Here is a 25,196-nt window from a genome sequence, read left to right on the forward strand (position 1 = left end):
GAATGAAAAGAAAGTTCTTATTTTGCGTGATGTTCTTTTTCGTGATTTGGGTTCCTTTGGCTGCGGCAGAGGAAACCGGGGAAAAGCCGCCGGCGATCAATGAAGTGGTTCGTTCCCAGCTGGACCATTTGCAAACAGAGCAGGTGGAGAATTTCTGGAATCAATTGTCCAGGGATTATGGACAATATTTGGGTGGGCAGAATTCACGGGATCTTTTTGACTGGATTCTTTCGGGAAAAACAGAACTGAGTTTTAAAAGTGTAATAACGGGCTTGCTGCGATATTTTTTTCATGAGGTGCTTTATAACGGAAAGCTGTTGGGAAGCATCATTGTTCTAACCGTGTTCAGCATGCTCCTGCAAACACTGCAAACCGCCTTTGAACACAACCAGGTCAGCAAGGTGGCCTATGCCATTGTGTTCATGGTGCTGATTATTCTGGCGGTGAACAGTTTCCATGTGGCCGTTGAGTCCGCCAGGCTGGCAATTGGACGCATGATTGGATTTATGCTGGCCCTGATTCCCCTCATGCTGACATTGATGGTGACCATGGGAAATGTTGTTTCCGTAACACTTTTTCATCCCATGATCGTGTTCATGATTCACGTGATTGGAACATTTATCCATACCGTGGTTTTTCCATTGCTTTTCTTTTCAGCCATTTTAAGTATTATCAGCAGCCTTACGGACAAGTATAAAGTAAATCACCTGGCCGGATTGATGCAAAAAGTCGGGGTAACCTTGCTGGGCGGGCTGTTGGCCATCTTTTTGGGTGTAATCTCCGTTCAGGGAGCAACCAGTGCAGTTGCCGACGGGATCACGCTGCGAACAGCAAAGTATATTACGGGCAATTTTGTCCCGATTATTGGCAGAACAATATCGGAAGCGGCGGATACAGTCATGAGCGCTTCCTTGTTGGTAAAAAACACGATTGGACTGGCTGGAGTTATCATTCTTCTGCTCATTTGCGCCTTTCCTGCCCTGAAAATTTTGTCGCTTGCCTTTATTTACAATTTTTCGGCAGCAATTATGCAGCCTTTGGGTAACAGTCCCATTATTGAAAGCCTGAATACAATCGGGAAGACACTCATTTTCATTTTTGCCGCCCTGGCCGCTGTGGGACTGATGTTTTTTCTGGCTGTGACGATTCTGGTAACAGCCGGAAATATTTCAGCGATGATCAGGTAGGTGTCGACATGATCTCCTGGATGAGCGATTGGCTAAAACAAATTGTACTGCTTGTTCTGATAGCTACTTTTATCGATCTGCTTTTGCCAAACAGCCGCCTGGACCGGTATGTGAAACTGGTTATGGGACTCTTGATCGTTATGGCCATCCTGTCGCCGATTTTTGGGCTGCTCTCGGATGATCTTGATCTGGAATCACTGGCTTTTCTCCCTTCTGCGCCTGCGTTTTCGCCATTGGATTCGATGGAAGAAATTGAACAGAAGAGTGAAGCCTTGAAGCAGGAGCAACAGCAAATGGTGCGACAGCAAGCGGAACAGAAAATCAGCCAATCCATAAAAGCCGGACTGGAAAAGCACTTTCCTGTTGAGGTGAAAAAGTCTGAAGTAAGATTGCGGATGGGTGACGATACAGGCGGAAATGAAGTGGAAAGGGTGAGCGTTTCCATTCTGCCGCAAGAATCGGATTCAAAAACGGGCATGAAGCCGGTTGAGCCCGTATACATTGATTTGGATCCGGCGGTTTCGGCGCCAAAAAAGGAAACGGAACCGGACGTCAGGCCGCTCAAACAGGATGTGATGCGCTATATTGAGAAGAATTGGGAAGTACCGATGGAAAATATTGATGTGGAGATCTATCGACAGAAAGAAACCTCTCTTGTTGATCACCGGGTTTACCTGACCTGAACAATGGGGGTGAAAAAGGATATGCTAAAAAAATTATGGCAAAAGTGGGAGCAAAAATGGCAAGGGGATGAAAAACAGAAAAAGCGTTTTGGATGGATTCTCATTTTGGGGGCTTCCGGATTGGCAATCATGATCATTTCCCAATTTGTCCAGGTGAGAGAAGCTTCCTTGCCGCCGGGAAAAAATGTATCCTCTGACACAGAAGCGGAAGCAAAACCGGCATCTTCTTCAAACGAAGAGGATTCGATGGTTCAATATGAGCAAATGTATGAAGAAGAACTGGAGCAGGTGCTGAGCAAGATTGTCGGGGTTGATGATGTTTCCGTCATTGTCAATCTGGATTCCACGGCAGAAGAAGTTGTGCAAGTGGATAAGCGGGAGTCGCGCCAGATAACAACCGAGACGGACAAAAACGGGGGAAAGCGTTCCATTACCCAGGATACGGAAGATCAGAAAACAGCTTATTACCGTGGTGAAAATGGGGAAAAGCCGGTAGTGATCAAGAAGTTGAAACCGGAAGTCCGGGGCGTGCTTGTTGTGGCCCGCGGGGTGGAAAATCTGAAAGTAAAAGCAATCGTATTGGAAGCAGTCCAGAGAACTCTGGATGTGCCCATACACCGGATTTCCGTGCTGCCAAAAGGATAAAAGGAGGAAAAACGGATGTCAGTCAACAAACAAACTGTATGGTTGGTTACCATGTTGTCAGTGATGGTGGTTTTATCCGCCTACTATATTGTAACGGGTCCGGTTGAACCGGCCAGACAGGTTGCGCAAACTGCCAAGGAAACGGATTCGGATGTCAATGTGAATATCAAACCGATTGATGAACCGGTTTCATCAGATAAGAAAACGGAAGAGATGCTGGAGCAGGCCAACAGCGACTTTTTTGTGGGGTATCAGTTGCAACGCAGCACTTTAAGGCAAAAAATGGTTGAAGAGTATATGCAGGTTTTGACCAATCCCAAGTCTTCGGAAAAAGAACTGGAAGAAGCAAATCAGAAGATCCAGCAGCTGATGAAAATTGACAATCAGGAAACGGTTTTGGAAGAGCTGATCCGCAAAGAAGGATATAAGGACGCCGTTGTTGTTACAAACAATCCTCATGTGGATGTAATCGTGCAAAGTGAAAAGCTGAGCAAAAAGCAGGTGGTTCGACTAATCAGCCTGGTCCGTCAGCATTTGCAGGTTGATCCGCAAAATGTTTCTGTAGCTTATCGATAAGTTGCGAAATTAGGAATATTGAGACTTGACCCCGGTTTCATATTGAAACTGGTTTTTTTTTAATCATCAATTTTATTGGGAAAAATAAATGGAACCAGTTATTTGCAGAGTAAAAAGCTAGTCAAAAAACTGAAAATAAGTTATGCTATTAACAATGTGATTAAGTAAAGGTATATGTTAAGGGGGAACAGAATATGAAATTCAGACCTTATGAGATTCGTGAACTTGTTCGCTTAATCGATGAGTCGAATATTGAAGAGTTTGAAATCGAGTATGAAGGAAACAAATTGGTGATCAAAAAGTCGGGGGCAAGAACCAATGCAGCTCCGGCCGTACAGGCGGCAGTGGCACAGCCGGCAGTTGAACCCGCTCCCGTCCAGTCTGCTTCGGCACCAAAGGCACCGGTTCAGGAAGCGGTAACCCTGCCGGAAACCGGCGCAAAGCAGGAACCCGCTCCCGGAGTTCAGGACGAACAAACTGAAGATGATTCAAACTTACATAAAATTGTATCTCCTATGGTTGGAACATTCTATCGCGCTCCTGCTCCTGACGCTGATCCTTATGTAAAAGAAGGGGATACCGTCCAATCCAGCACAATTGTTTGTATTGTAGAAGCGATGAAACTGATGAATGAAATCGAAGCAGAAGTTAATGGCACCATTGCCAAGGTGCTGGTAGAAAATGGACAATTGGTTGAATATGGGCAGCCTTTGTTTTTAGTAAAAACAACATAAATCAACCGCGGAAGGAGGATAACAATGTTTAATAAAGTCTTGATCGCTAACCGCGGTGAAATCGCTGTAAGGGTTATACGCGCATGCCGGGAACTGGGAATCCGAACCGTCGCTGTTTATTCGGAAGCTGACCGTGACGCATTGCATGTCACCCTGGCGGATGAATCTTATTGTATTGGTCCTGCCCCGAGCAAGGACAGTTATCTGAACATGACCAATATTATCAGTACGGCTACGCTGGTTGGTGCCGATGCGATTCACCCGGGATACGGATTTTTGTCTGAGAATACCGATTTTGCCGAATTATGTGCCGCATGCAATATTACATTTATCGGTCCATCACCGGAAGCCATTCAAAAAATGGGGGATAAAACGACTGCGCGCGAAACCATGAAAGCGGCCGGAGTTCCGGTTGTCCCCGGTTCAGAAGGGGTTATCGAAGATTTGGACAAGGCCGTGGCAACCGCCAAAGAAATCGGTTTTCCCGTAATTGTGAAAGCAACAGCCGGCGGCGGCGGAAAAGGAATGCGCATTGTCCATCATGAAGATGAATTGAAACGTGCCATCAATCTTGCCCAAAAAGAGGCAGAAGCCAACTTTGGCAATCCCGGGGTTTACCTGGAGAAATTTTTAACTGAGCCCCGTCACGTTGAAATACAGGTTCTCGCCGATCAATATGGCAATGCCGTTCATCTGGGAGAACGCGACTGTTCCATTCAACGACGTTATCAAAAGCTGGTTGAAGAAGCGCCATCTCCGGCATTGAATCCGGAATTGCGTGAGCAGATGGGTGAAGCGGCGGTCAAAGCGGCCAAGTCGGTAAATTACTCGGGGGCCGGTACGGTTGAGTTCCTTTTGGATCAGGATGGCAGTTTTTATTTCATGGAAATGAATACCCGGATTCAGGTTGAGCATCCTGTTACTGAGTTTGTTACCGGTGTTGACCTGGTCAAGGAACAGATCAGGGTTGCAGCCGGTGAAAAACTCACCCTGAGGCAAGAAGATATAAAAATTGACGGATGGGCCATGGAATGCCGGATCAATGCTGAAAGACCGGATAAGAATTTCATGCCATCACCGGGCAGGATCAACTTTTATTTGCAGCCGGGAGGCAACGGCGTACGGGTTGACAGTGCTTGTTATCAGGGCTACACAATTCAGCCATTTTATGATTCAATGGTTGCGAAGCTGATTGTTTGGGGAAAAGATCGTAATGAAGCGATTAGGCGTATGAATCGCGCCTTGAAGGAATTTGTGATTGATGGAATTCATACGACAATCCCCTTCCACCTGAAACTGTTGCAACATCCTCAGTTTATCAGTGGAGATTTTAACATTCGCTTCCTTGAACAAAATAATCCAAACGAGGAGAGTTCAAACAAAAATGAGTGAAGCCTACGAGCATGAAAACAATTCCATTGGCAAAATTGAGATTGCGCCGGAAGTCATCCAGATCATTTCCGGGATTGCCGCCGACTCTGTGGAAGGTGTCATTGGTCTGAGCGGGGGTGCCACAGCCAATATCAACCAGCTTCTGGGACGCAAGAATTTGAGGAAGGGAATTCATGTAGACCTTGGAGATCAACTCTCTGTCCAGTTGGCGATTGTCGTGCAATATGGCTACAATATCCCTGATGTTGGCCGCAAGGTACAGGAAGAAGTAAAAGCAGCGATTGAAAATATGACGGGTCTTTTTGTTGACAACGTATCTGTGCGGGTCGATGGAATTAAAATGCCGTCTGCCGATAACAGGGAAAATGAAACAGGCAGTCCACGCGTCCAGTAAGAAAAAAGAAAGTATAATAAGACATTTCAGGTTAAAATAAGAAGGGTTATATTTTGTGACCTGACCAGTCATGGATAACAGGACCGGGCTCTAAAAGCTCGGGTTTCTTTTTGGAGGAAGGTTTTTAATGAGCAGAAGAACCGTTAGGGAAAAAGTTATTCAAACTTTATATGAATGCGAATTTCATACGGATCGAAGGCAGGAGGTTGTCGTTTCACGAAGTACTCAGATAGATGAAAAGGAACGGCCGTTTTTTCTGCATCTGGCTGAAGGAGTTATGAGTCGTGTATCCCAATTGGATGATGCCATTCGTCCTTATTTGAAAAAAGGGTGGTCTGTGGAAAGATTGTCTACCGTAGACAAAATGGTTTTGCGCCTGGCCGCCTTCGAACTCCTGTATGAACTGACGCCGCAGGGAGTGGTGATCAATGAAGCGGTGGAGTTGGCAAAATCGTTTGGGGGAGAAGATTCCGGCCGGTTTGTAAATGGCATTTTGGGAAAGCTGGCGAAAAACCGCCCGACACAGGGCACGGAAGCTTAGACCGTTAGTGAAGAGGATGGTTTGAGAAAGGGGAGCCTTTTTGTGGCCTCCTTTTTTATAAAGTGTTGAAATAGTTTGTTTTTCATTAATTTAAGGTAGCCTTTACATAAAATAAAGAACAATATAAACTGAACAATAACAGGCCCATTAACTTTTAATGTTAGGAAGTGAGTTTATTGGCTTACCAACTAATTAATGGAAAACAAATTGCCAAGGAAATCCGGTTGGAACTGAAACATGAAGTTGAGCAGTTAAAAGCTGAAGGATTACAGCCTGGTCTGGCCGTGATCCTGGTAGGAAACAATCCGGCTTCCGAGACTTATGTAAGAGGAAAAATTCGTGCATCGGAAGAAATCGGAATTCACTCCCAATTGATTCGAATGAATGATACAATTACACAAGAGGATTTGTTGAGCAAGGTTCGCGAATTAAATGAAGATCCGAATATACATGGCATATTGGTACAATTGCCTCTTCCGGACCATATCAATCCGGATAAAGTGATCGAAGTCATCTCCCCATCCAAAGACGTAGACGGGTTTACACCCATTAACATGGGGAAACTGGTCATCGGCCAAAGAGGTCTTCTGCCCTGCACACCTTACGGAATTATGCAAATGCTGGATCGAACGGGAATTTCGCTTGAAGGCAAACATGCTGTTGTAGTCGGCCGCAGCAATATCGTGGGTAAGCCGATGGCGATCCTGTTGCAACAAGCCAATGCGACCGTAACCTTATGTCATTCCCGGACTGTTGATTTGCCGCATTATACCCGCCAGGCGGACCTCATCATTGCGGCCGTGGGCAAACTCAATCTGATTACAAAAGAGCATGTCAAACCGGGTGCCGTGGTCATTGACGTAGGGATGAACCGCAATGACGCCGGCAAACTGGCGGGTGATGTCAATTTTGAAGAAGTTGCTCCGTTAACCTCTGCCATCACTCCTGTACCAGGTGGAGTGGGACCGATGACGATTGCCATGCTCATGAAAAATACCGTATCTGCCGCAAAGGCGATTTGGCAGCGTTAGGGCGAATTGGAAAAAGATTTTAAGAGGAGGCACTTCCGTGTTTTTTGGAAAGCCTCTTTCTTTCGTGGAGAGTTGTGAATGGTCTGATATTTCTTGTGCAAAGTGAGGGGAAGTTATGTTCCGTGAGCCGGAACGAAACGTTTGGTCCGTATCCGATCTGGTTGAATACCTCTATACAAAACTCAATATGGATGAACAACTGCAAAAGATCTGGCTGGAAGGTGAAATCACCAATTTCTCCCGCCACAGCAAAAGCCGCCACATGTATTTTACAATAAAAGACGAACGGGCAGCGATCGATGCCGTTATGTTTGCCGGAAACAACCGTCGTTTAAGATTTCAGCCCAAAAACGGGGATCGTGTGTTGGTACGGGGTTATGTTTCCTTATACATGAAAGACGGCCATTTGCAGATGTATGTACAGGATATGCGATTAAGCGGAATGGGGGATCTGTATGTCGCTTTCCAGCGGCTGAAGGAACAGTTGATGACCGAAGGGCTGTTTGATCAACCCAAAAAACCGTTGCCCAAATATCCGCGCAAAGTGGGGGTAATTACCTCTGCCAGCGGGGCGGCTGTTCGTGATATTATTGTAACGATAAAACGGCGTTATCCAATTGCATCTATTCTTCTGTATCCGGTACCCGTTCAGGGAGATCAGGCTGCTTCGCAAATTGCAAGAGCGATTGACCGTATGAATGAGTTGAATGAAGCAGATGTGATTATCGTTGGCAGAGGCGGCGGATCTCTGGAAGAATTGTGGGCTTTTAATGAGGAAGTGGTTGCACGGAGTATACACCGGTCCCTTTTGCCTGTTGTTTCAGCTGTTGGACACGAAACGGATTTCACGATCAGCGATCTGGTTGCTGACAGACGCGCTCCAACTCCCACTGCTGCCGCCGAACTGGTGGTTCCGCAGATTGAAGAACTAAGGAATCAGGTAAAGCAGTATACCCACCGCTTGATCAAATCGCAGTTTTCCTTGTTGGTCCGCCTGAAAGACCGTTTTGAGAGCAAGGTGAATCGTGCCGTCTTCAAAGATCCCAAAGCGCGTCTGTATCAATATACCCAACGGCTTGATCACATGGAGACTCGTCTTGAGCATACCATGCACAGAATACTCGCAAACAAGGACAGAAGGCTGGGAGAGGCAAAGTTGCAACTCAAGTCTTGTCATCCAGCGCAAGAATTGTCTAAACTGAATGAGCGACTGTCGCTTTTGATCAGGGATTGTTGCACCCATATGGCCCAGCAGGTAAAAACGCAAAAGCAGATGTACCAACATCAATTGGCTCAATTGGATGCACTTAGCCCTTTGAGAGTGATGCAAAGAGGATATTCGCTGGTATATCGTTTTGATAGTGATCAATTGGTCAAGTCGGCCCGGCAAATGAAATCGGGCGATCTGATTCGGGTGCGTCTGGCAGATGGGCAGTTAAAGTGCCAGGTGTGGAGATCGGAGGGGGAAAACGATGAGTGATGCCAAGGATTTGTCCGCTCTGGAGTCGATGCAATTCGAGGAAGCGATGCAACGGCTCGAAGAAGTGGTACAAAAACTGGAGAAAGGGGATACACCTCTGGAACAGGCGATCCAATTGTTTGATGAAGGGATGAAATTGGCCCAAATTTGCGGAAAAAAACTGGAATGGGCTGAACATCAGGTGGAGATGCTTGTCAAAGAAAATGGGGAATGGCTGAAAAAGCCATTTGAAATAGAGGAGGATTCGGAATAAGTGCAATCCATTACATCATATATAAAGGAACAAGCAGAAATGGTTCATCAGGCCCTGGATGAATATATGGAAAAGATGGACAGCCTGCCTTCCGTTTTGCGTGAATCGATGCGCTATTCTTTGCTCGCCGGGGGAAAACGCTTGCGTCCTGTTCTGGTGCTTGCAACGGTTGAGTCACTCGGGGGAAACCCTGCCAAAGCACTGCCGTTTGCCTGTGCAGTAGAAATGATTCATACTTACTCCTTGATCCACGATGATTTGCCAAGCATGGACAACGACGATTACCGGAGGGGAAAGCTTACCAACCACAAAGTATTTGGCGAAGCACAAGCCATTTTGGCCGGCGATGCCCTGTTGACCGAAGCGTTTGGCCTCTTGGCTTCAGGTGCAAAGGAAGCAGCTTTGCCGGGTGACGTTGCCCTGACTATAATCGAAGAAGGTGCCCGGTGTTCAGGAGCGCGTGGCATGGTTGGAGGGCAGGTGGACGATCTGTTAAGCGAGAACAGGCAGATTGGCATCGATGAACTGGAGAGCATCCACAAGCGAAAGACAAGCGACCTGATTGTTTTTTCCGTTCGGATCGGAGCCTATTTGTGTCGGGCAAGGCCCCTGTTGATGGATGCATTGACGTGTTTTGCCCAACAGCTTGGACTGGCCTTTCAGATCCAGGATGATATTCTCGATGTAACCGGTTCTCAGAAAGTGTTGGGAAAACCGGCGGGGAGCGATTTGAAATTGAACAAGGCGACTTATCCGGCATTGCTTGGATTGGAAGAATCAAGAAGAAAATTGAAAGAAACTACAGATGACGCCAAAAAGCAAATTGCCAACATTCCTGGTCTTTCTCCCGAAAAGTTGCTGGAGATTGCCGATTATTTGCTGTCACGCGACCATTAAGGCAAAACATGCTAAAGAGAGTACCATATGCTATAATAAAATATAACTAAAAGGGTGGTGCAGTATTCTAGTCAGTCGGTCATTTCTGAAGGCGGGGCTAAAAATCCGCTAAAGGGCATATCGATGAAGTTTCTGGTGTTGGCTTGTGGCGCCCAGCTGCGGGCTGATGCTGGGAGTTAAGGATTAAGGGCGATCCGCAAGGGCATGCGGGCGTAGACCCTTTTTCCGCGGAGGCCCAAGTGCGTTGCGACAAGGATAGGCTTGAAGTGACGGCTTGGGGGATGAACCTGCATTCCGGGAGTCGACTGGGTGCAGCGTAGCCTGCCTTGAGTGACAGTGCGGGGATGCTTTTTTAGAGCTGAAAGTACTGTTGCAAAAGAGGCTAGGAAATGAATCCGGACTGTTGAGGAAATCTCCTAGACTGTTTGCTAGAGGCAAAGCTGTTCAGGGATTAAAGTGCGGACTAAGTGGCAATCCAGTCCGGCGGATGGTGACACCGCTCGAGAAAGGTTATAAAGGGAAACCGCCTGATTGGCAACGATCGGGATACCTTTCTGGGAAATCCTACTGGACCTTAAGCCGCAGAGTTTACCTGAATAGTTTCCACTCTTTCTCTTATGTGTTTTTTTAGTTGGACGAACCGGAAAAAATACATATGAGTCGTTGAAAAAACGATAATGCAACCGGTCCTTTGTGACCGGCATTTTTCTGGAATGCCCCAGGGCAAGGGATGGATGACAGTATGTTTTCATTGCTCCGAAAATCATTGCGTTGGTCTGTTGGCATCGGGCTGATCACTGCTTTGATTGCCATGATATTATCACTATCGTCAACAACGTTGATGAAAGATTTCTCCTGGCAGGGTGGACTGATTGTACTTCTTATTATTGTCGGGATCGGGATCGTTTTCGATATGCTTGGGATTGCGGCTGCCGCAGCCAAGGAGCAGCCTTTTCATGCCATGGCTGCAAAAAAAATTCCCGGTTCCAAGGAAGCGATCGGAATCGTACGCCGGGCGGACCAATTTTCCAACTTTTGTAATGATGTTGTAGGAGATATTAGCGGAGTGATCAGCGGAGCAGCCGCTTTGGTGGTGATTGCCTCGATCATGCGTTCTTTCCCTGTGTGGCAGGAAACCACATGGGTAGAAAATTTTTTGAATGTATTTCTGGTTTCCGTTATCTCAGCTGTAACGGTAGGGGGAAAAGCATTGGGAAAAAGCGTGTCTATTCACTTCGCCAACCACATTGTTTTTCAAGTAGGTAGAATCTTTTTCTTCATTAACAAGAAATTTCATTTATCCATATTTCATGTAAATAAGAAAAGAAAGCGAAAGCGAGGCGGTTTTCGTGGACCTCGAGCAAATTAATTCACCGGCTGATTTGAAAAAAATGCCAGTAGAAGAGCTTCCGAAACTGGCGGCACAAATTCGCCGGTTTCTCGTTGAAAGTCTCTCAAAAACAGGCGGGCATCTGGCTTCCAATCTGGGAGTTGTCGAATTGACGATTGCCCTTCATTACCTGTTTGACAGTCCGAAAGATAAAATCTTGTGGGATGTGGGCCATCAGGCTTATGTGCACAAAATTTTGACGGGGCGCCGGCATCTGTTTCCCACTTTGCGCCAATATCAGGGACTTTGCGGATTTCCGAAAATGAGTGAATCAGTCCATGACTGTTGGGAAACCGGACACAGCAGTACCTCCCTGTCCGGAGCGATGGGGATGGTGGCAGCGCGTGACCTCAAGGGTGAAGATTTCAAAGTGATCCCGGTTATTGGAGATGGCGCCTTAACCGGAGGAATGGCCCTGGAAGCCCTTAACCATATTGGAGAATCCAAAAGCGACATGATCGTTGTTTTAAATGACAATGAGATGTCGATCAGTCCCAATGTGGGAGCGCTTCACAATCACCTGGCTCGGCTGAGGATCAACAAGAGTTATAACAAGATGAAAGATGAAGTCCAGCATCTTCTGAAGAAAATCCCCACGGTAGGAGTGCCGTTTGCCAAAACGCTGGAGAGAATTAAAGACAGTTTGAAATATTTGGTTGTCTCCGGTGTCTTCTTTGAAACACTCGGATTTACCTATCTCGGTCCGGTTGATGGTCACCAGTTTCCGGAATTGATGGAAATCCTGCGCCTGGCAGGAAAAACAAAAGGTCCGGTTTTGGTGCATGTCATTACCCGAAAAGGAAATGGTTATAAGCCGGCGGAAGATGACTCCGTTGTTTATCATGGAGTCGGGACGTACAAGATTGAATCGGGTGTGTTCAAGAAAAAGGGAGGGCCGCCTTCCTACCCTGATGTTTTCGGAAAGACTATGGTCAGGTTGGCCGAACAGGATGACCGGATTGTGGCCATTACTCCGGCCATGTTAACCGGATCAAAACTGGACCGGTTTAATGAGAAGTTTCCTGATCGCTGTTTTGATGTGGGGATTGCCGAACAGCATGCGGTTACCTTTGCTGCCGGAATGGCCACCCAGGGGTATAAACCGGTACTCACGATCTATTCTACCTTTTTGCAACGTGGTTACGATCAGTTGGTCCATGATGTTTGCAAGCAAAATCTGAATGTGGTGTTTGCTGTTGACCGTGCGGGGTTTGTTGGTGAGGATGGAGAAACCCACCAGGGGATTTATGATATCAGTTTCATGCGAAATCAGCCCAATATCGCCATCATGATGCCAAAAGATGAGAATGAACTTCAACACATGTTATATACGGCGGTCCAATATGAAGACGGGCCAATTGCCATCCGTTATTCCAAAAGTGCCGGAGTGGGTGTGCCGATGGACGAAAATCTGAAACTTTTGCCGATCGGCAAGTCCGAAACTGTCAGAAATGGAAGAGACGCGGCCATCATCGCTTTTGGAAACATGGTGCAACCTGCTCTTGAAGCCGCGGAATCTTTACAGTTGAACGGATTTGATGTGCGGGTTGTCAATGCCCGGTTTGCCAAGCCATTAGATACTGAAATGCTCGACCAATTGGCCGCAGAGAGAATCCCGGTTGTCACCGTAGAGGAAGCTGTCGTGGCGGGGGGGTTTGGCAGTGCCGTACTGGAATATTATCAGGAAAAAGAGGTATATGACCTTCCGGTCAAAATCATGGGGGTTCCCGATGTGTATGTGGAACATGCAACGATTGCGGAACAGAGACGGGAAACGGGATTAACGGCAGAAAATATTGCCGATGCTGTAAACAGACTCATTTTACAAAGAAACCCGGAAAATATGAGGGCTTGACATGGAGAAAGAACGAATTGATTCCTTATTGGTCAGAAAAGGCTTTTTTTCCAGCCGGGAGCAGGCCAAACGTTCCATTATGGCTGGCCTTGTCTATATGAATAACGAACGGATTGACAAGGCCGGAACCAGGGTTCCTGTTGATGGTTCCATAAAAGTAAAAGGACAGCTCCACCCTTATGTAAGCCGTGGAGGATTAAAACTGGAAGAAGCGATCCGCTCATTCGGGTTGCAACTGGAAAACAGGGTAGTTCTGGATATCGGTGCTTCCACGGGCGGTTTTACTGATTGCGCCCTGCAAAATGGAGCCAGGCTGGTTTATGCGGTTGACGTGGGTTATGGCCAGCTGGCCTGGAAGTTACGGCAGGATCCACGTGTTGTTGTCATGGAACGAACCAATTTCCGCTATCTGAACTCGGAAGATTTGACCGGGGACACACCCGATTTTGCTGTTGCCGATGTGTCTTTTATCTCTCTGAGACATATTCTTCCCAATATAAAATGCTTACTTCAGACAGATGGAGAAGTGGTTGTACTGGTAAAACCCCAATTTGAAGCAGGCAAGGAAGAAGTAGGGAAAAAAGGGATTGTAAAAGATCCGAAGGTACATCGCCAGGTCCTCTTGAAAATGGTTCATTTGGCTGATTCGCTGGGGTATCGGATTAACGGACTGATCCCGTCCCCGATTCAGGGCGGAGAAGGAAATATTGAATTTTTATATTACCTGAAACTGTCTCCTGAAGAAAAACAGGATATTTCCCAGTGGGAATCACTAATCGCGTATGTGGTCCAAGAAGCACATCAGCGTTTTTACTAATTTGTTTTTGTTTGCAGAAGGGTTAACCCGCATGACTTCGAATTAGTAGTTAAAGGAGGGGTTAGAGTGACCCGACCGGGCGATACCCTTGTACTTTTTCTGCTAATCGGAGTCATCATTTATTTTGTTTTGAGGAAGTTACCGGCACCTGGCCGGAAAAAAAAAGATGAGAACAGTATCAAGGGGGAAATTCCGGATCTGTTGCGAAGCCACGGATATGAGGTGGTAGGCGCCAAAGAAAGAATCCCGTTTGAAATTGATTTTAACGGACGCATATATGAAAGCCGGCTTTTTATTGACTATCTCGCTTGTCGGGACGATCAATGGTATATTGTGATTGTGTCAAGACAACGAAAGCCGGTTCGCGAATCGGGAGCAGGATTGAGGGAGTTTTTTCTTCCCTATTATCTGCTCTATCGGCCTGATGCCATTTTATATGTAGACCGTGATCAGGGTTTAATCAGGGAAATTGTATTTGACATTCCCGATGTTTCACTTGGGAAAAAGCAGAACTGGACTTGGCTGATTTTTCTGGCGGTTGCATTGATCTTGATTGTTACTATGGTTATCACATCATGATCGCATCGTTTATATGGGGTGGATTTGTTGAAAACGATCGGGATTAAGGTAAACAGATACAAACCGAAAGCTTTTCAAGTAGCTGAAAAAATGAAACAGGAGTTGGAAAAAAGAGGTGTTACCGTTTATTTTGAGCCAGATATCGCGACCGAGATGGGCTACCCTGAACTGGGACTTGCTTTTCAACAATTTGCCGAATATGTTGAAGTGGTGTTTGTTTTGGGTGGGGATGGCACATTGCTCGGTGTGGCCAGAGAAATAGCAAAATACCGTTTGCCGATTCTGGGGTTTAACCTGGGGAATCTGGGTTTTTTATCGGAGGCGGAGACAGGAGATCTTTCTGTCGCCATTGATCGCGTCCTCTCTGGTAATTATGTCATTGAACGCCGCCTGATGATCGAGGCCGAAGTGATTCGAGACGGCGAGGTGATTGAATCCGGGGTCGCCCTGAATGATGTCGGGATTGCCAAGGGGTCATTTGGCCGGATGATTACTTGTATCACTTATATGGACGGAGTCTATCTCGATACCTATTCGGGAGACGGGATTATCGTCTCAACCCCGACCGGTTCTACCGCTTATTCACTGGCCTGCGGAGGGCCGATTGTCTATCCGGGCATCCAAACGCTTCTGTTAACCCCCATTTGTTCACACACGTTAACATCCCGGCCCATGGTACTTCCATCTGAATCGGTCATCGAAATACAGGTAACAGCTGTTCACAAGGAAATGGGAATAACAATTGACGGCCAAATCGGTTATGATTTAAAAGAGGGAGATGTGGTGAGGGTAAAGCGGTCAAAAGATTTTGCCTTGCTTATAAAATGGCAGGACCGCTCATTTTTTGAGGTGGTTCGTCAAAAACTGCAAGGTGAAAGCAGTGTTGATGTCAGTAGGGTAGGTGGAAATAATGAAGGCGCAACGACATATAAAAATTCGTGAGATTATCTCGAACAAGGAAATTGAAACGCAGGATGAATTGGTAGAAGAACTGAAAAAAGCGGGCTATAACATCACGCAGGCAACGGTATCCAGAGACATTAAGGAATTGCATCTGATCAAGGTGCCTACAGATACCGGAACCTATAAATATTCGCTTCCCACTGAGGAAAAACGGTTTAATCCCGAAAAAAAATTAAAGCGGACACTCCAGGATTCATTTGTGAGCATTGACCAAAGCGAGAATTTTATCCTGTTGAAAACGTTGCCGGGAAACGCACAGGCTGTCGCGGCCATACTGGATCATCTCGACTGGGAAGAAATGATGGGGACGATTGCCGGAGATGATACCATCCTGATTATTGCACGCAAAAAAGAGCAGGCGCCCGAATTGATGCAACGCTTCCTGGATTTGATTTAGGAGGCGGTTTCTATGCTGAGGGAACTCGTTATCCGCCATTTTGCAATTATTGAAGAGGTACATTTGCAGTTTGACCATGGGTTTCATGTTTTAACTGGCGAAACGGGCGCCGGAAAATCCATCCTGATTGATGCGTTGGGATTAATTATCGGCGGCAGGGCATCAACCGATTTTGTTCGTCATGGAGAAGGAAAAGCAGTTATTGAAGCTGTGTTTGAGCTGGAGCAAGTCCATCCTGCTCGAACTCCATTACTGGAGTGGGGCTTTGATAGCGAAGAACTGGATCAGGTGATTGTACGCCGGGAAATATCCGCAAGCGGGAAGAGTACCTGCCGGATTAACGGTCGAATTGTCACTTTGGCATTGCTCAAAAAAATTGGCCCTTTCCTTATTGATATTTCCGGACAACATGAACATCAGTCCTTGCTGCATACGGATGAACATCTGGAGTGGCTTGATCATTTTGGCGGCGAGGATCTGCTCGGGTTACGCAAGGAATATGAACGGATTTATGAGACTTATGAGGAAATAAGCCGCCAATTGGAGCAATTGCGGAAAAGCCAGCGTGATTTGGCCCGACGTCTGGATCTGTTGAAATTCCAGGCCAATGAGATCGAATCGGCGGCTTTGGTACCTGGTGAAGATGAGAAATTGGAACAGGAGCAAAAACGCTTGTCCCATGCCGAAAAATTAATGATGCATGGTGCAAGGGCATATGAAAGCCTGAATGGTGAACAGGGTGGCTTAACTTTAATCCAGGAAGCGATTTCCCATCTGGAACAGATTGCGGAAGTAGATGAATCGTTGCAGAATATCCTGGAACTTGCACAGACCGCTTATTATCAGCTGGAAGAAGCATCTCATGAAATTGCCTGCTACAGGGATGATTTTGAATTTGATCCTGAGCGGTTGTATGAAGTGGAAGAAAGGCTGCACCTGATCAGGCAGCTGAAACGAAAATATGGAGATAACATTGAGGAAATTCTCGCCTACGGAAATCAGGTGGAAAAGGAACTCGATGTATTGGAAAATCATGAGGAGACAGAAGCGAAGCTTGAGCAAAAAATCGGGCAACTGCGGGAACAATTGGAACAGCTTGCCCATGAATTGACGCGGAAACGGAAAAAAGCAGCAAACCAGCTGGAAGCCAAAGTGAAAATCGAACTGAATGATTTAAACATGGGTTCGACCGTTTTTAAAGTCGCATTTTTCCATGATTCTTCCCGGAAACAAAGATTTTATTCACACGGACAAGATAAAATTGAGTTCCAGATCGCCCCCAATCCGGGCGAACCGTTAAAACCTCTGGCCAGGATTGCGTCAGGGGGAGAATTATCCCGTTTGATGTTGGCGCTCAAATGTATTTTTGCCGAAGTCGATCAGGTTCATACCATGATTTTTGACGAAATTGATACCGGAGTCAGCGGTCGCACGGCTCAGGCCATCGCCGAAAAAATTGCTTACCTGTCCCGAAAATATCAGGTGCTTTGTGTGACACATCTGCCTCAGGTTGCCTGCATGGCTGATTGCCATCTGTATATTTCAAAGGAAGTGTTGCAAGCCAGAACCAGAACACGTGTGGAAAAATTGGACATGGAAGGCCGGATATTGGAGTTGGCACGGATGCTCGGCGGGGTCGAAGTGACCGATACAACCCGCAATCATGCCCGGGAAATGCTTCGGCTGGCAACAGAAGCCAAGAAAAACCGGGCGGGATGAGCGCAATTACCAACTGTTGTTTCAAAAAGAATATGTTTTTTGCCATCGGTGCCTTTAACCCAAGTGTTAAAGGCTTTTCTTTGTTTTTGGGAAACAAGTTCATAACAGGATGATTTTGTTGGACATAAAAGAAACGCAAGGAGGTTACCTTAAGGGTAGTAAGCTGCACCTTTCACAAACGGCGAAAGGAAAGGCGGGAAGCTCAGGAGAGTGGTAAGATTGCAAAGACAAGAGAAACAAAAATGGTTGGGTTTTCTCCTGGTGCTTCTTCTCGTAATGGGAAGTACTACCAATGTTTTTCAGCAATTTTCCCAGTTTCCGCATGAAATCCGGCTTTTTCAGGGCGAGTGGAAACAGCTTCCTTTATCAATGCCGGTTACAGCCGATGTGTCAGATCCTGGCATTCTGCATATAACTGAATCGGATCAGGCACAAAACTCTGGAAATTCTCACCATCCCCTCACTTTTTTTACCAAAACAGCAGGCAAGACCTGGCTGACAGTGAGATTGTTTGGTACATTTCCGATCAAAAAAGTGCAAGTTCAGGTGTATCCAAAGCTCAAGGTCATTCCTGGCGGCCAATCCATTGGAGTCAAGCTGCGTTCAAAAGGGGTGATTGTAGTTGGTCATCACCGTGTGCAAACTGGTGGTTATCAAGTAAAATCACCCGCGGAAACAGCGGATATACGCGTAGGCGATTATTTGGTTGAATTAAATGGCCAACCTGTGCGCCGGGTTGAGGATGTTTCCAATGTTGTAGAAAAATCAGGCATGAAACCGATCCGCGTAACGCTGCTGCGCGACGGAAAAAGAAAAACAACCACGATTCAGGCTGAGCGGGATGTGAAAGATCAGCGTTACCGGCTGGGTTTGTATATCCGTGATTCAGCAGCCGGTGTGGGGACTCTTACTTTTTTTGATCCAAAACAGCATGTTTATGGGGCATTGGGACATGTGGTTACCGATCTGGATACAGGGCATCCCATTCTTGTCGGAGATGGGAAAATTGTCGAATCCAATGTTACGTCGATCCAAAAAGGGGAATCGGGAGAACCGGGTGAAAAGAGAGCTATCTTCTTTCAGGAGAATCAAGTGTTAGGGAACATCAAGCAAAATACCCCATTCGGGATTTTTGGGCAAATGGAAAAAATACCGGATAATGGCAAATATAACAAACCGATTCCCATTGCCTTGTCAGATCAGGTGAAAGAAGGACCGGCCAAAATCCTGACAGTGGTTGAGGGGCAGAAAGTCGAGGAATACAATATTGAAATCGTTCACGTCATCAAACAAAAGTATCCGGCAACCAAAGGCTTGATCATCAGAGTCACAGATCCGCGGTTATTGCAGAAAACAGGCGGCATTGTGCAGGGAATGAGTGGAAGTCCGATTATCCAGGATGGCAAACTGATTGGCGCTGTTACCCATGTTTTTGTCAATGACCCGACTTCGGGATATGGAACATTTATTGAATGGATGTTGCAAGACGCAGGGGTTATTCAATCCACAGCGGCTACGGATGACCGTAGCCGCTTTTTCATAGTTGGTATATACCGATCAGCGCATTAATATTTTTTGATACGAAAGGGAGAAGGGTTCGGGCACCTGTCTTTTTGGAGAATCACTTTTTAAGCGCACAGCTGTTTTGTTCTTTCCAGTCTGTATAAAAGGAAGCATTGATAAAAGCAAACAATGGAACAAACAGCATATTGACAAACATCACTGCCAGGGCAATCACAAGATAGCGGTCGGTGATTAAAAAGGCGAGCAAATGGACAATCCATTCGACAGCCCATTCGAAGATGGCAAAACCAAAAATAATCCCGAACAGTTTCCAAAAATTTTTCTTGCCAAACTGAAACGCCAATTTGAAAGCTTGCCACCATTTTTTCTTTTCCAAAATTACGACATACGGGAAAGTATAAAACAGAACCATGAATATCAGTCCGGGAATGATGAAAAGAAATGTCCCGGTCGTCACCCCAAGGGTGTAGATGATTCCCATCACAAACACGACAAATCCATATTCCCAGAAGCTTCCGTAAACTCTGGCAAAGTCAATGTATTCCCTTTTTTTGTAACACTCCAGCATTTTAATAAATGGGATTTGCACCAGTGAGGTAGCCAGCAGAATACTGATTCCATAAAACATTTCAGCCACATGGATTTGCGTGGAGCCATAGTACGTATACAAGTAGTTATTAATTATCAGGCAAAGGAATTGTACCGGAAATACCACGAGCAGGCCAAGCAACAAAATCTTGCCAAACTCCTCTCGATACAATTGCAGCGAATCACGGATCAGCATAAAGTCCTCTCCTTTTAAACTTAACCTCTGGGGTTGCGGATCATTGCAATCAGTTTTTTTCGAGTTTGTTCCGTCGCTTTTTCTCTGGAAACATCAGCTTTAAAATTTTGATATTCAGCCTTGGTTGCCGAGTCAGCATTTAACCAGCGGTGAAATTTTAAAAGACGCAAGTATAGGAACCATTTTCGTATATCAGACAAGGAAATTGTTTTTCTTAGTCTTTTTAGAAACTGCTTCCGTTCTTTTTCGGTTTCAATCTGTACTTCAAACTGTTTTTTCATACTTTCCATCATATGTAAGTGAGTTTTGTCTACTTTTTCGAAATATTCTTTGGTCATAAGATAGTCGGTGGTTAATTCACGATAAAGATCTTTTGCCTTTTCTACGATTTCTTTTAACTGATCTTGTGTTTCAAACATAATTTGGGGAATTGAACAAAATACCTCATATCCTTTTTTGAGATCTTCATCATCTGAAGCATGGACAAGTTCAGAAAAAGATTTAAGAAGAGATTGTCCTTTCTTCCAAATTTCCATCGGTCTTTGTGACCACTTAGAACCGTAAATAAAAATATTTTCCATTTCTGCATCTACAGTGGCGACATAATCTAGAACTTCAATAATATTTTTTTTGTGGGGGATATTTCCATTCTCATGGATGATTAGTATACCAGTTAACTTATCTTCTTTGGGATAAAAACTAACATAATAGTATTTCTCATAATTGCATATGATCTTATGCGGAAATACATTATAGGTTTCTCCCTTTTTTACAAAAGAACGTGCTATTTTTTTGATCAACTCCGGCGGCTCAGGATTGGGATTAATTTTTAATTCTTCCAGGTTCATCGATCTAACCCCCTATATTAACCAAAAATTTTGTTCCAGGCTGATTTTACACCATTTATTGCTTTTTTAACTCCCTTTTTAATCCCCTCCCGATGGGTGTACAAAGCGCTTCCTGCCCACAATAGCGTTCCTGTTGCCATTAAAAAGACTCCCGGGCCTGTGGGACCCAATATTTGCCCTCCGGCAATCAGCATTTCGCCTGTACTTCCAATACCCTTTGCAATCAATTTATAAGCCTCTTGAGAGTTATCAGCTTTAAAGGCATCAACAAAATTTTTGCCGGCATCAATGGCCGAGATCCCCAAGCTGGCAAATCCCACTCCTTTGGCGAATTTGGTGACCGTTTTCAGGCAGCCGATCTTTTTTTGGATTTGGGTTTTCTGGAAGATTGATATTGTAGTCGATTCATTCATTCGTTGCAGCCTATTTAGTTCCCTTAACGTTTTATATTTGTTCCAGGCATCCAATGTTTTTTCTGCTCCGTCCCATGTATCGATTGCGATTTTTCCAATGGAACCGTCCTGGAAATACAAGTTTCCCAACAGGGAGCGCGGCACTTTGACAAGAGAGGTATAAAGAACACCATTGGCATTGGGATTTTCCCATTGGCCGGTAATTATATCATAACGTGCTTCATTGTAGATATTGGGTTCAATGGCAGCGGCGGTGTCTGTTACAACATCCTTGGACATGAATTTCAATACATCCCAAATGCCCGGCCCGTCATCTTCCTTTTTCTCCTGTTTTGCGGGCTGTTTTTGATCTTTTGCTTGTATCTGTGTATTTGTATCATTTATTGGTTGATGCGGTTTTGGTTTCTCTCCTTCCTTGGGCTGATAGAAATCCTCGTTAATGGGAGGAGCATTGAAACTTCCTTCTCCTTCTGCAAAAACAACAAAGCCGGGTCCAAAGGAAATGCTTATGCTGACCAAAGCGATCAGAAAACCCATCATCCAGCGATAGATTGTTTTTTTATTCATTCGTGTCATATTCTATTTTACGGAAAACCGGAAATTCTCAATAAGTTTTGCCCGGGATTCCCCTGTGTATAAAAATTGTTTTCCGTATCCTGTTCACCTTCCTTTTGTCTGTTTGTTCATCATAACGACAATCCAAAGAGACAGACTGAACCTGCCGGTTCACTCTGTATAAATAGAGAGGATTAATTCAGTTTTTCTTTATCAAACCTGGCTCCCGTTAAGGGTAATGTATTGGAAAAAATAAAGATGAAGGAATTATACCTGTATTTCAAATATTTTAACGCAAATATATTTGTACAAATTGTTAAAATTTTTATCCGTATTTAGCCAGATTTGTTTTCAAGCGGGGAATTATCTGATAAATAGAATAAATTTCATGGTCATCTTTGGTCATTTAGCAAATCAAACATGGGATTTATCCGCAATGAGAGAGAGAAAACTTTTGAAAGAGAAGGCGGCAAAGAGATCGTTGCGATCCGGTACTAACAGAGTAGTAGCAGAAGGGGGAAATCAGGAAACAACGGGTATGGTGTTTTTTGGTATCCAATAAAGAAAACTTTTGCATAGAGTGCTGCTTTCTATAAACAGAATTGATGCAATTATAATTTACAAAATGGAATTTATTATTTATCAAATTAAATAAATGTAAACTGAAACAAAATTGTATTATGTTAAAAATGAGTAGAAGAACGACTATTTTGGATAGATTTGAAGGAAAACCAATGATTTAACCCATAGATTTTCCTTAATGGGTTTAAGCCGGTTTCACCGGAGAACATCCGGAGGAATACGGATTGCAAAGACTGAGGAAAGATGTTATTTTAGGATCTGTTGTTCAGAAAAAAACTGCTGTATCAGGTACAGCAGTTTAAGCAGCTTTTTTGAGTTTTTCAATATAAATTCGGGCTTTTCTTTCATTGAATTGTTTTTCCCATTTGGACATGACAACAGAAGCCAGTGAATTTCCCAAAACGTTAACAACGGTACGCATCATGTCCATGATGCGATCAACTCCGGCAATAAAGGCCAGCCCTTCGGGCGGAATACCAACCACATGCAATGTTGCCAGCAAGACAACAAAAGAAACACCGGGTACACCGGCTATTCCCTTGGAGGTAACCATCAGGGTTAGAAGCAAGGTGATTTGTTGGCTGACAGTCAAATCAATTCCATACATTTGGGCGATGAAGATTGCAGCAATCGCCTGATACAGGGTAGAACCATCCAGATTAAACGAATAGCCGGTCGGAATGACGAACGAAGTGATTGCTTTCGGGCATCCGTATCGTTCCATTTTTTCCATCAGTTTGGGCAATACTGTTTCTGAACTTGAAGTGGAATAGGCAAGAAACAGTTCATCTTTCAAGATCTTCATCAAATGGAAAATATTGATACCGACGATTTTTGCGGTTAATCCAAAAACAACCAGGATGAAAAAGATCATCGTCAAGTATACAAGAATGACAAGTTTGCTGAGCGGGATCAGTGATGCAATTCCAAATTTGGATACGGTTACGCCAATTAGGGCGAATACACCGAATGGCGCAAATTTCATGATCAGATTGGTTATGTAGAACATGGCATCTGCGGTTCCCTGAAAGAACCTTAATACCGGTCTTCCTTTTTCACCAATCGCGGCAACACCCAAGCCGAACATGATGGAAAAAAAGATGATGGCCAGCATGTCGCCTTCAGCCAGTGAGGTGAACAGATTGTCAGGGACGATGTGGACAAAGGTATCGACTATACTGTGATTTTCAACTTCTTTTGTGGTTTCTGAATATTGGCTGATGTCTGTTTGCTGGATGGCGTTCATGTCGACCCCGTCACCGGGATGGAAGATGTTTGCTGAAAGCAACCCAACTAAAAGTGCTATCGTTGTAATGATTTCAAAATATAAAATTGTCTTTCCGCCGATTTTTCCAAGTTTTTTAATGTCGCCCACTCCGGCCACACCGACAATGATGCTGGAGATGACGATCGGAATAACGATCATTTTAATGAGACGCAGGAAAATATCGCCAACAGGCTGCAAAAACGTTTCAACGGAAGGATTCCCATAAAAAATGGCTCCGACTGCAATCCCTAATGCCAAGCCGATAAAAATTTGCCATGCAAGGCTGATTTTTAGATTTTTCATTAAATCACCTCACTACAAAGACATGATTTAGAATAATAATAGATGTCTTTGACTATTTATTGATTGACAAAGTAAACAAGCGACAACTAACATCTTAAAATAATTTAAAATTCAAATCAACCTTTATAGTAATAATTGTAATAATCGCAATTTATTTTCTTTTAAATCAACTTTGTAGAACGGGTTTAACCTAAAAAAACACCGGGGCTATTTTCGCCCAGGTGTCTGTGCAAATCAGGTGGATGGCCGATCAGGCCCTTCCAGTTTTTTATCTCCGAAACCAGTTGCCGTTTCGGTTTCGGTTTTGTTTTGAGGAACAGATTTTTTCAATTTTTTCTTTTGATTTAAGCTGGGTGTTGACTTTTTATTCATTTTGTGATTCGCCCCTTTCTATGTATAATATGTATCAATTCTTGTATTTTTAAACGAATATTATTTTACCTTGTAAAATGTTTTCCATTTTATTGAAAAATATGAATTGATCGGAAAGCACAATGCAGGAAGTTTTAATTGTTTGTCGAATGGAAAATGTAAACTGTTTTTTGGACAATTAGGAGGTTCTCTCATTGAATAAGATTCGTGTCATACTGGCTGATGACAATCGGGAATTTGCCGATTTGCTAAAAGAACATCTGACCAGTCAGGGAGATATTGAAGTAATCGGCGTGGCTCATCACGGGGGCGAAGTAATCGATCTGTTGAAGAAGGAAGTTCCGGACGTTCTCGTACTGGATATCATTATGCCCCATCTGGACGGGCTTGGCGTATTGGAGCAGATTCACCAAATGGACCTGCAGGTTGTTCCAAAAGTAATCATGCTGACAGCGTTCGGACAGGAAAATATTACGCAACGGGCTGTGGAGCTGGGGGCATCTTATTACATATTGAAGCCTTTTGACCTGGATGTGCTGACGCATCGGATTCGGCAGATGAAAGGGATTTCCATGAAGCCTTCGTTTATAAAATCGGGTCCTTCCCCGGTTTCGTTCTCTGCCAGACAGAAAGCGAACAATCTGGATGCCAATATTACCAATGTGATTCATGAAATTGGTGTTCCAGCCCATATCAAAGGCTATTTGTATCTGCGTGAAGCCATAGCCATGGTTTATAACGAAGTGGATCTGCTGGGAGCGATTACCAAGTCGTTGTATCCCCGGATTGCGGCCAAATATAACACAACTCCCAGCCGGGTTGAACGGGCAATCCGCCACGCAATCGAGGTTGCCTGGAGCCGTGGAAATATGGATTCCATCCGTAACCTGTTTGGCTATACGATCAATGTGGCAAAAGCAAAACCGACAAACAGCGAGTTTATTGCAATGGTTGCCGACAAGTTGCGGATTGAACATAAAGTCGGGTAGCATCCAGGTCATTCTTGCCACTGCCC

25 protein-coding genes are annotated in these 25,196 nt (G+C 44.8%); 21 read left to right on the plus strand and 4 right to left on the minus strand.

The genetic code is table 11. The annotated features are described in order from the left end of the window. Positions 1 to 2: 2 nt before the first annotated feature. The 20 genes from spoIIIAE (at position 3) to spoIVB (ending at position 19,102) form a co-directional block, all read left to right on the plus strand. Entirely contained in the window at positions 3 to 1,187 is a 1,185-nt protein-coding gene (gene spoIIIAE, locus H2C83_RS00895; protein ID WP_181736837.1) for a stage III sporulation protein AE, read from the plus strand. Between the two features lie 8 nt (positions 1,188 to 1,195). Next, positions 1,196 to 1,870, plus strand: coding sequence for a stage III sporulation protein AF (gene spoIIIAF, locus H2C83_RS00900; RefSeq protein ID WP_181736838.1), 675 nt, complete (start codon positions 1,196 to 1,198; stop codon positions 1,868 to 1,870). 21 nt (positions 1,871 to 1,891) lie between these two features. Beyond that, entirely contained in the window at positions 1,892 to 2,515 is a 624-nt protein-coding gene (gene spoIIIAG, locus H2C83_RS00905; protein WP_181736841.1) for a stage III sporulation protein AG, read from the plus strand. Between the two features lie 15 nt (positions 2,516 to 2,530). Next, positions 2,531 to 3,091 carry a SpoIIIAH-like family protein gene (locus tag H2C83_RS00910; protein WP_181736843.1) on the plus strand — a complete coding sequence of 187 codons (561 nt, stop codon included), beginning with the start codon at positions 2,531 to 2,533 and terminating at the stop codon, positions 3,089 to 3,091. Positions 3,092 to 3,285: 194 nt separating this feature from the next. Next, entirely contained in the window at positions 3,286 to 3,825 is a 540-nt protein-coding gene (gene accB / locus H2C83_RS00915) for an acetyl-CoA carboxylase biotin carboxyl carrier protein (protein WP_181736845.1), read from the plus strand. A gap of 24 nt (positions 3,826 to 3,849) precedes the next feature. Then, complete coding sequence (gene accC, locus H2C83_RS00920) at positions 3,850 to 5,217, plus strand: acetyl-CoA carboxylase biotin carboxylase subunit (RefSeq protein ID WP_181736846.1); 1,368 nt, start codon at positions 3,850 to 3,852, stop codon at positions 5,215 to 5,217. Next, positions 5,210 to 5,611 (plus strand): Asp23/Gls24 family envelope stress response protein, encoded by a 402-nt coding sequence (locus tag H2C83_RS00925; RefSeq protein ID WP_181736848.1) that lies wholly within the window; start codon positions 5,210 to 5,212, stop codon positions 5,609 to 5,611. Before accC ends, H2C83_RS00925 begins: the two co-directional genes overlap by 8 nt. Before the next feature lie 127 nt (positions 5,612 to 5,738). Next, positions 5,739 to 6,152 carry a transcription antitermination factor NusB gene (nusB, locus tag H2C83_RS00930; RefSeq protein WP_181736850.1) on the plus strand — a complete coding sequence of 138 codons (414 nt, stop codon included), beginning with the start codon at positions 5,739 to 5,741 and terminating at the stop codon, positions 6,150 to 6,152. A gap of 176 nt (positions 6,153 to 6,328) precedes the next feature. Continuing rightward, positions 6,329 to 7,183, plus strand: coding sequence for a bifunctional methylenetetrahydrofolate dehydrogenase/methenyltetrahydrofolate cyclohydrolase FolD (gene folD, locus H2C83_RS00935; RefSeq protein WP_181736851.1), 855 nt, complete (start codon positions 6,329 to 6,331; stop codon positions 7,181 to 7,183). 115 nt (positions 7,184 to 7,298) lie between these two features. Then, positions 7,299 to 8,663 carry an exodeoxyribonuclease VII large subunit gene (xseA, locus tag H2C83_RS00940; protein ID WP_181736853.1) on the plus strand — a complete coding sequence of 455 codons (1,365 nt, stop codon included), beginning with the start codon at positions 7,299 to 7,301 and terminating at the stop codon, positions 8,661 to 8,663. After that, entirely contained in the window at positions 8,656 to 8,916 is a 261-nt protein-coding gene (gene xseB / locus H2C83_RS00945) for an exodeoxyribonuclease VII small subunit (RefSeq protein ID WP_181736855.1), read from the plus strand. Before xseA ends, xseB begins: the two co-directional genes overlap by 8 nt. Continuing rightward, positions 8,917 to 9,813, plus strand: coding sequence for a polyprenyl synthetase family protein (locus H2C83_RS00950; RefSeq protein ID WP_312853820.1), 897 nt, complete (start codon positions 8,917 to 8,919; stop codon positions 9,811 to 9,813). Between the two features lie 742 nt (positions 9,814 to 10,555). Beyond that, positions 10,556 to 11,182 carry a hypothetical protein gene (locus H2C83_RS00955; RefSeq protein WP_181736857.1) on the plus strand — a complete coding sequence of 209 codons (627 nt, stop codon included), beginning with the start codon at positions 10,556 to 10,558 and terminating at the stop codon, positions 11,180 to 11,182. Next, entirely contained in the window at positions 11,163 to 13,058 is a 1,896-nt protein-coding gene (dxs, locus tag H2C83_RS00960; RefSeq protein ID WP_181736859.1) for a 1-deoxy-D-xylulose-5-phosphate synthase, read from the plus strand. Before H2C83_RS00955 ends, dxs begins: the two co-directional genes overlap by 20 nt. A gap of 1 nt (position 13,059) precedes the next feature. Then, on the plus strand, positions 13,060 to 13,875 hold the full coding sequence (locus H2C83_RS00965; protein WP_181736861.1) for a TlyA family RNA methyltransferase: 816 nt from the start codon (positions 13,060 to 13,062) through the stop codon (positions 13,873 to 13,875). Between the two features lie 66 nt (positions 13,876 to 13,941). Next, complete coding sequence (locus H2C83_RS00970; RefSeq protein WP_181736863.1) at positions 13,942 to 14,454, plus strand: hypothetical protein; 513 nt, start codon at positions 13,942 to 13,944, stop codon at positions 14,452 to 14,454. Between the two features lie 18 nt (positions 14,455 to 14,472). Further along, on the plus strand, positions 14,473 to 15,396 hold the full coding sequence (locus H2C83_RS00975; RefSeq protein ID WP_312853821.1) for an NAD(+)/NADH kinase: 924 nt from the start codon (positions 14,473 to 14,475) through the stop codon (positions 15,394 to 15,396). Next, entirely contained in the window at positions 15,362 to 15,814 is a 453-nt protein-coding gene (ahrC, locus tag H2C83_RS00980; protein ID WP_181736985.1) for a transcriptional regulator AhrC/ArgR, read from the plus strand. Before H2C83_RS00975 ends, ahrC begins: the two co-directional genes overlap by 35 nt. A gap of 12 nt (positions 15,815 to 15,826) precedes the next feature. Then, complete coding sequence (gene recN, locus H2C83_RS00985; protein WP_181736867.1) at positions 15,827 to 17,533, plus strand: DNA repair protein RecN; 1,707 nt, start codon at positions 15,827 to 15,829, stop codon at positions 17,531 to 17,533. 219 nt (positions 17,534 to 17,752) lie between these two features. Further along, positions 17,753 to 19,102 (plus strand): SpoIVB peptidase, encoded by a 1,350-nt coding sequence (gene spoIVB / locus H2C83_RS00990; RefSeq protein WP_181736868.1) that lies wholly within the window; start codon positions 17,753 to 17,755, stop codon positions 19,100 to 19,102. A gap of 52 nt (positions 19,103 to 19,154) precedes the next feature. Here the strand turns inward: spoIVB and H2C83_RS00995 are convergent, their stop codons facing one another. The 4 genes from H2C83_RS00995 to gltP all read right to left on the minus strand — a co-directional run bounded on the left by H2C83_RS00995 (position 19,155) and on the right by gltP (position 23,809). Continuing rightward, positions 19,155 to 19,841 carry a hypothetical protein gene (locus H2C83_RS00995; RefSeq protein WP_181736870.1) on the minus strand — a complete coding sequence of 229 codons (687 nt, stop codon included), beginning with the start codon at positions 19,839 to 19,841 and terminating at the stop codon, positions 19,155 to 19,157. A gap of 20 nt (positions 19,842 to 19,861) precedes the next feature. After that, on the minus strand, positions 19,862 to 20,689 hold the full coding sequence (locus H2C83_RS01000) for a hypothetical protein (protein ID WP_181736872.1): 828 nt from the start codon (positions 20,687 to 20,689) through the stop codon (positions 19,862 to 19,864). A 17-nt stretch (positions 20,690 to 20,706) separates the two neighbouring features. Next, positions 20,707 to 21,669, minus strand: coding sequence for a hypothetical protein (locus H2C83_RS01005; RefSeq protein WP_181736874.1), 963 nt, complete (start codon positions 21,667 to 21,669; stop codon positions 20,707 to 20,709). A gap of 868 nt (positions 21,670 to 22,537) precedes the next feature. Next, positions 22,538 to 23,809 carry a glutamate/aspartate:proton symporter GltP gene (gene gltP, locus H2C83_RS01010; RefSeq protein WP_181736876.1) on the minus strand — a complete coding sequence of 424 codons (1,272 nt, stop codon included), beginning with the start codon at positions 23,807 to 23,809 and terminating at the stop codon, positions 22,538 to 22,540. Between the two features lie 566 nt (positions 23,810 to 24,375). On the opposite strand from gltP, the gene spo0A reads away from it, so the two are divergent. Further along, positions 24,376 to 25,170 carry a sporulation transcription factor Spo0A gene (gene spo0A / locus H2C83_RS01015; protein ID WP_181736878.1) on the plus strand — a complete coding sequence of 265 codons (795 nt, stop codon included), beginning with the start codon at positions 24,376 to 24,378 and terminating at the stop codon, positions 25,168 to 25,170. Positions 25,171 to 25,196: the final 26 nt, after the last annotated feature.

The sequence above is a fragment of the Thermoactinomyces mirandus genome, from assembly GCF_013868055.1.
Taxonomy (GTDB): domain Bacteria; phylum Bacillota; class Bacilli; order Thermoactinomycetales; family Thermoactinomycetaceae; genus Thermoactinomyces; species Thermoactinomyces mirandus.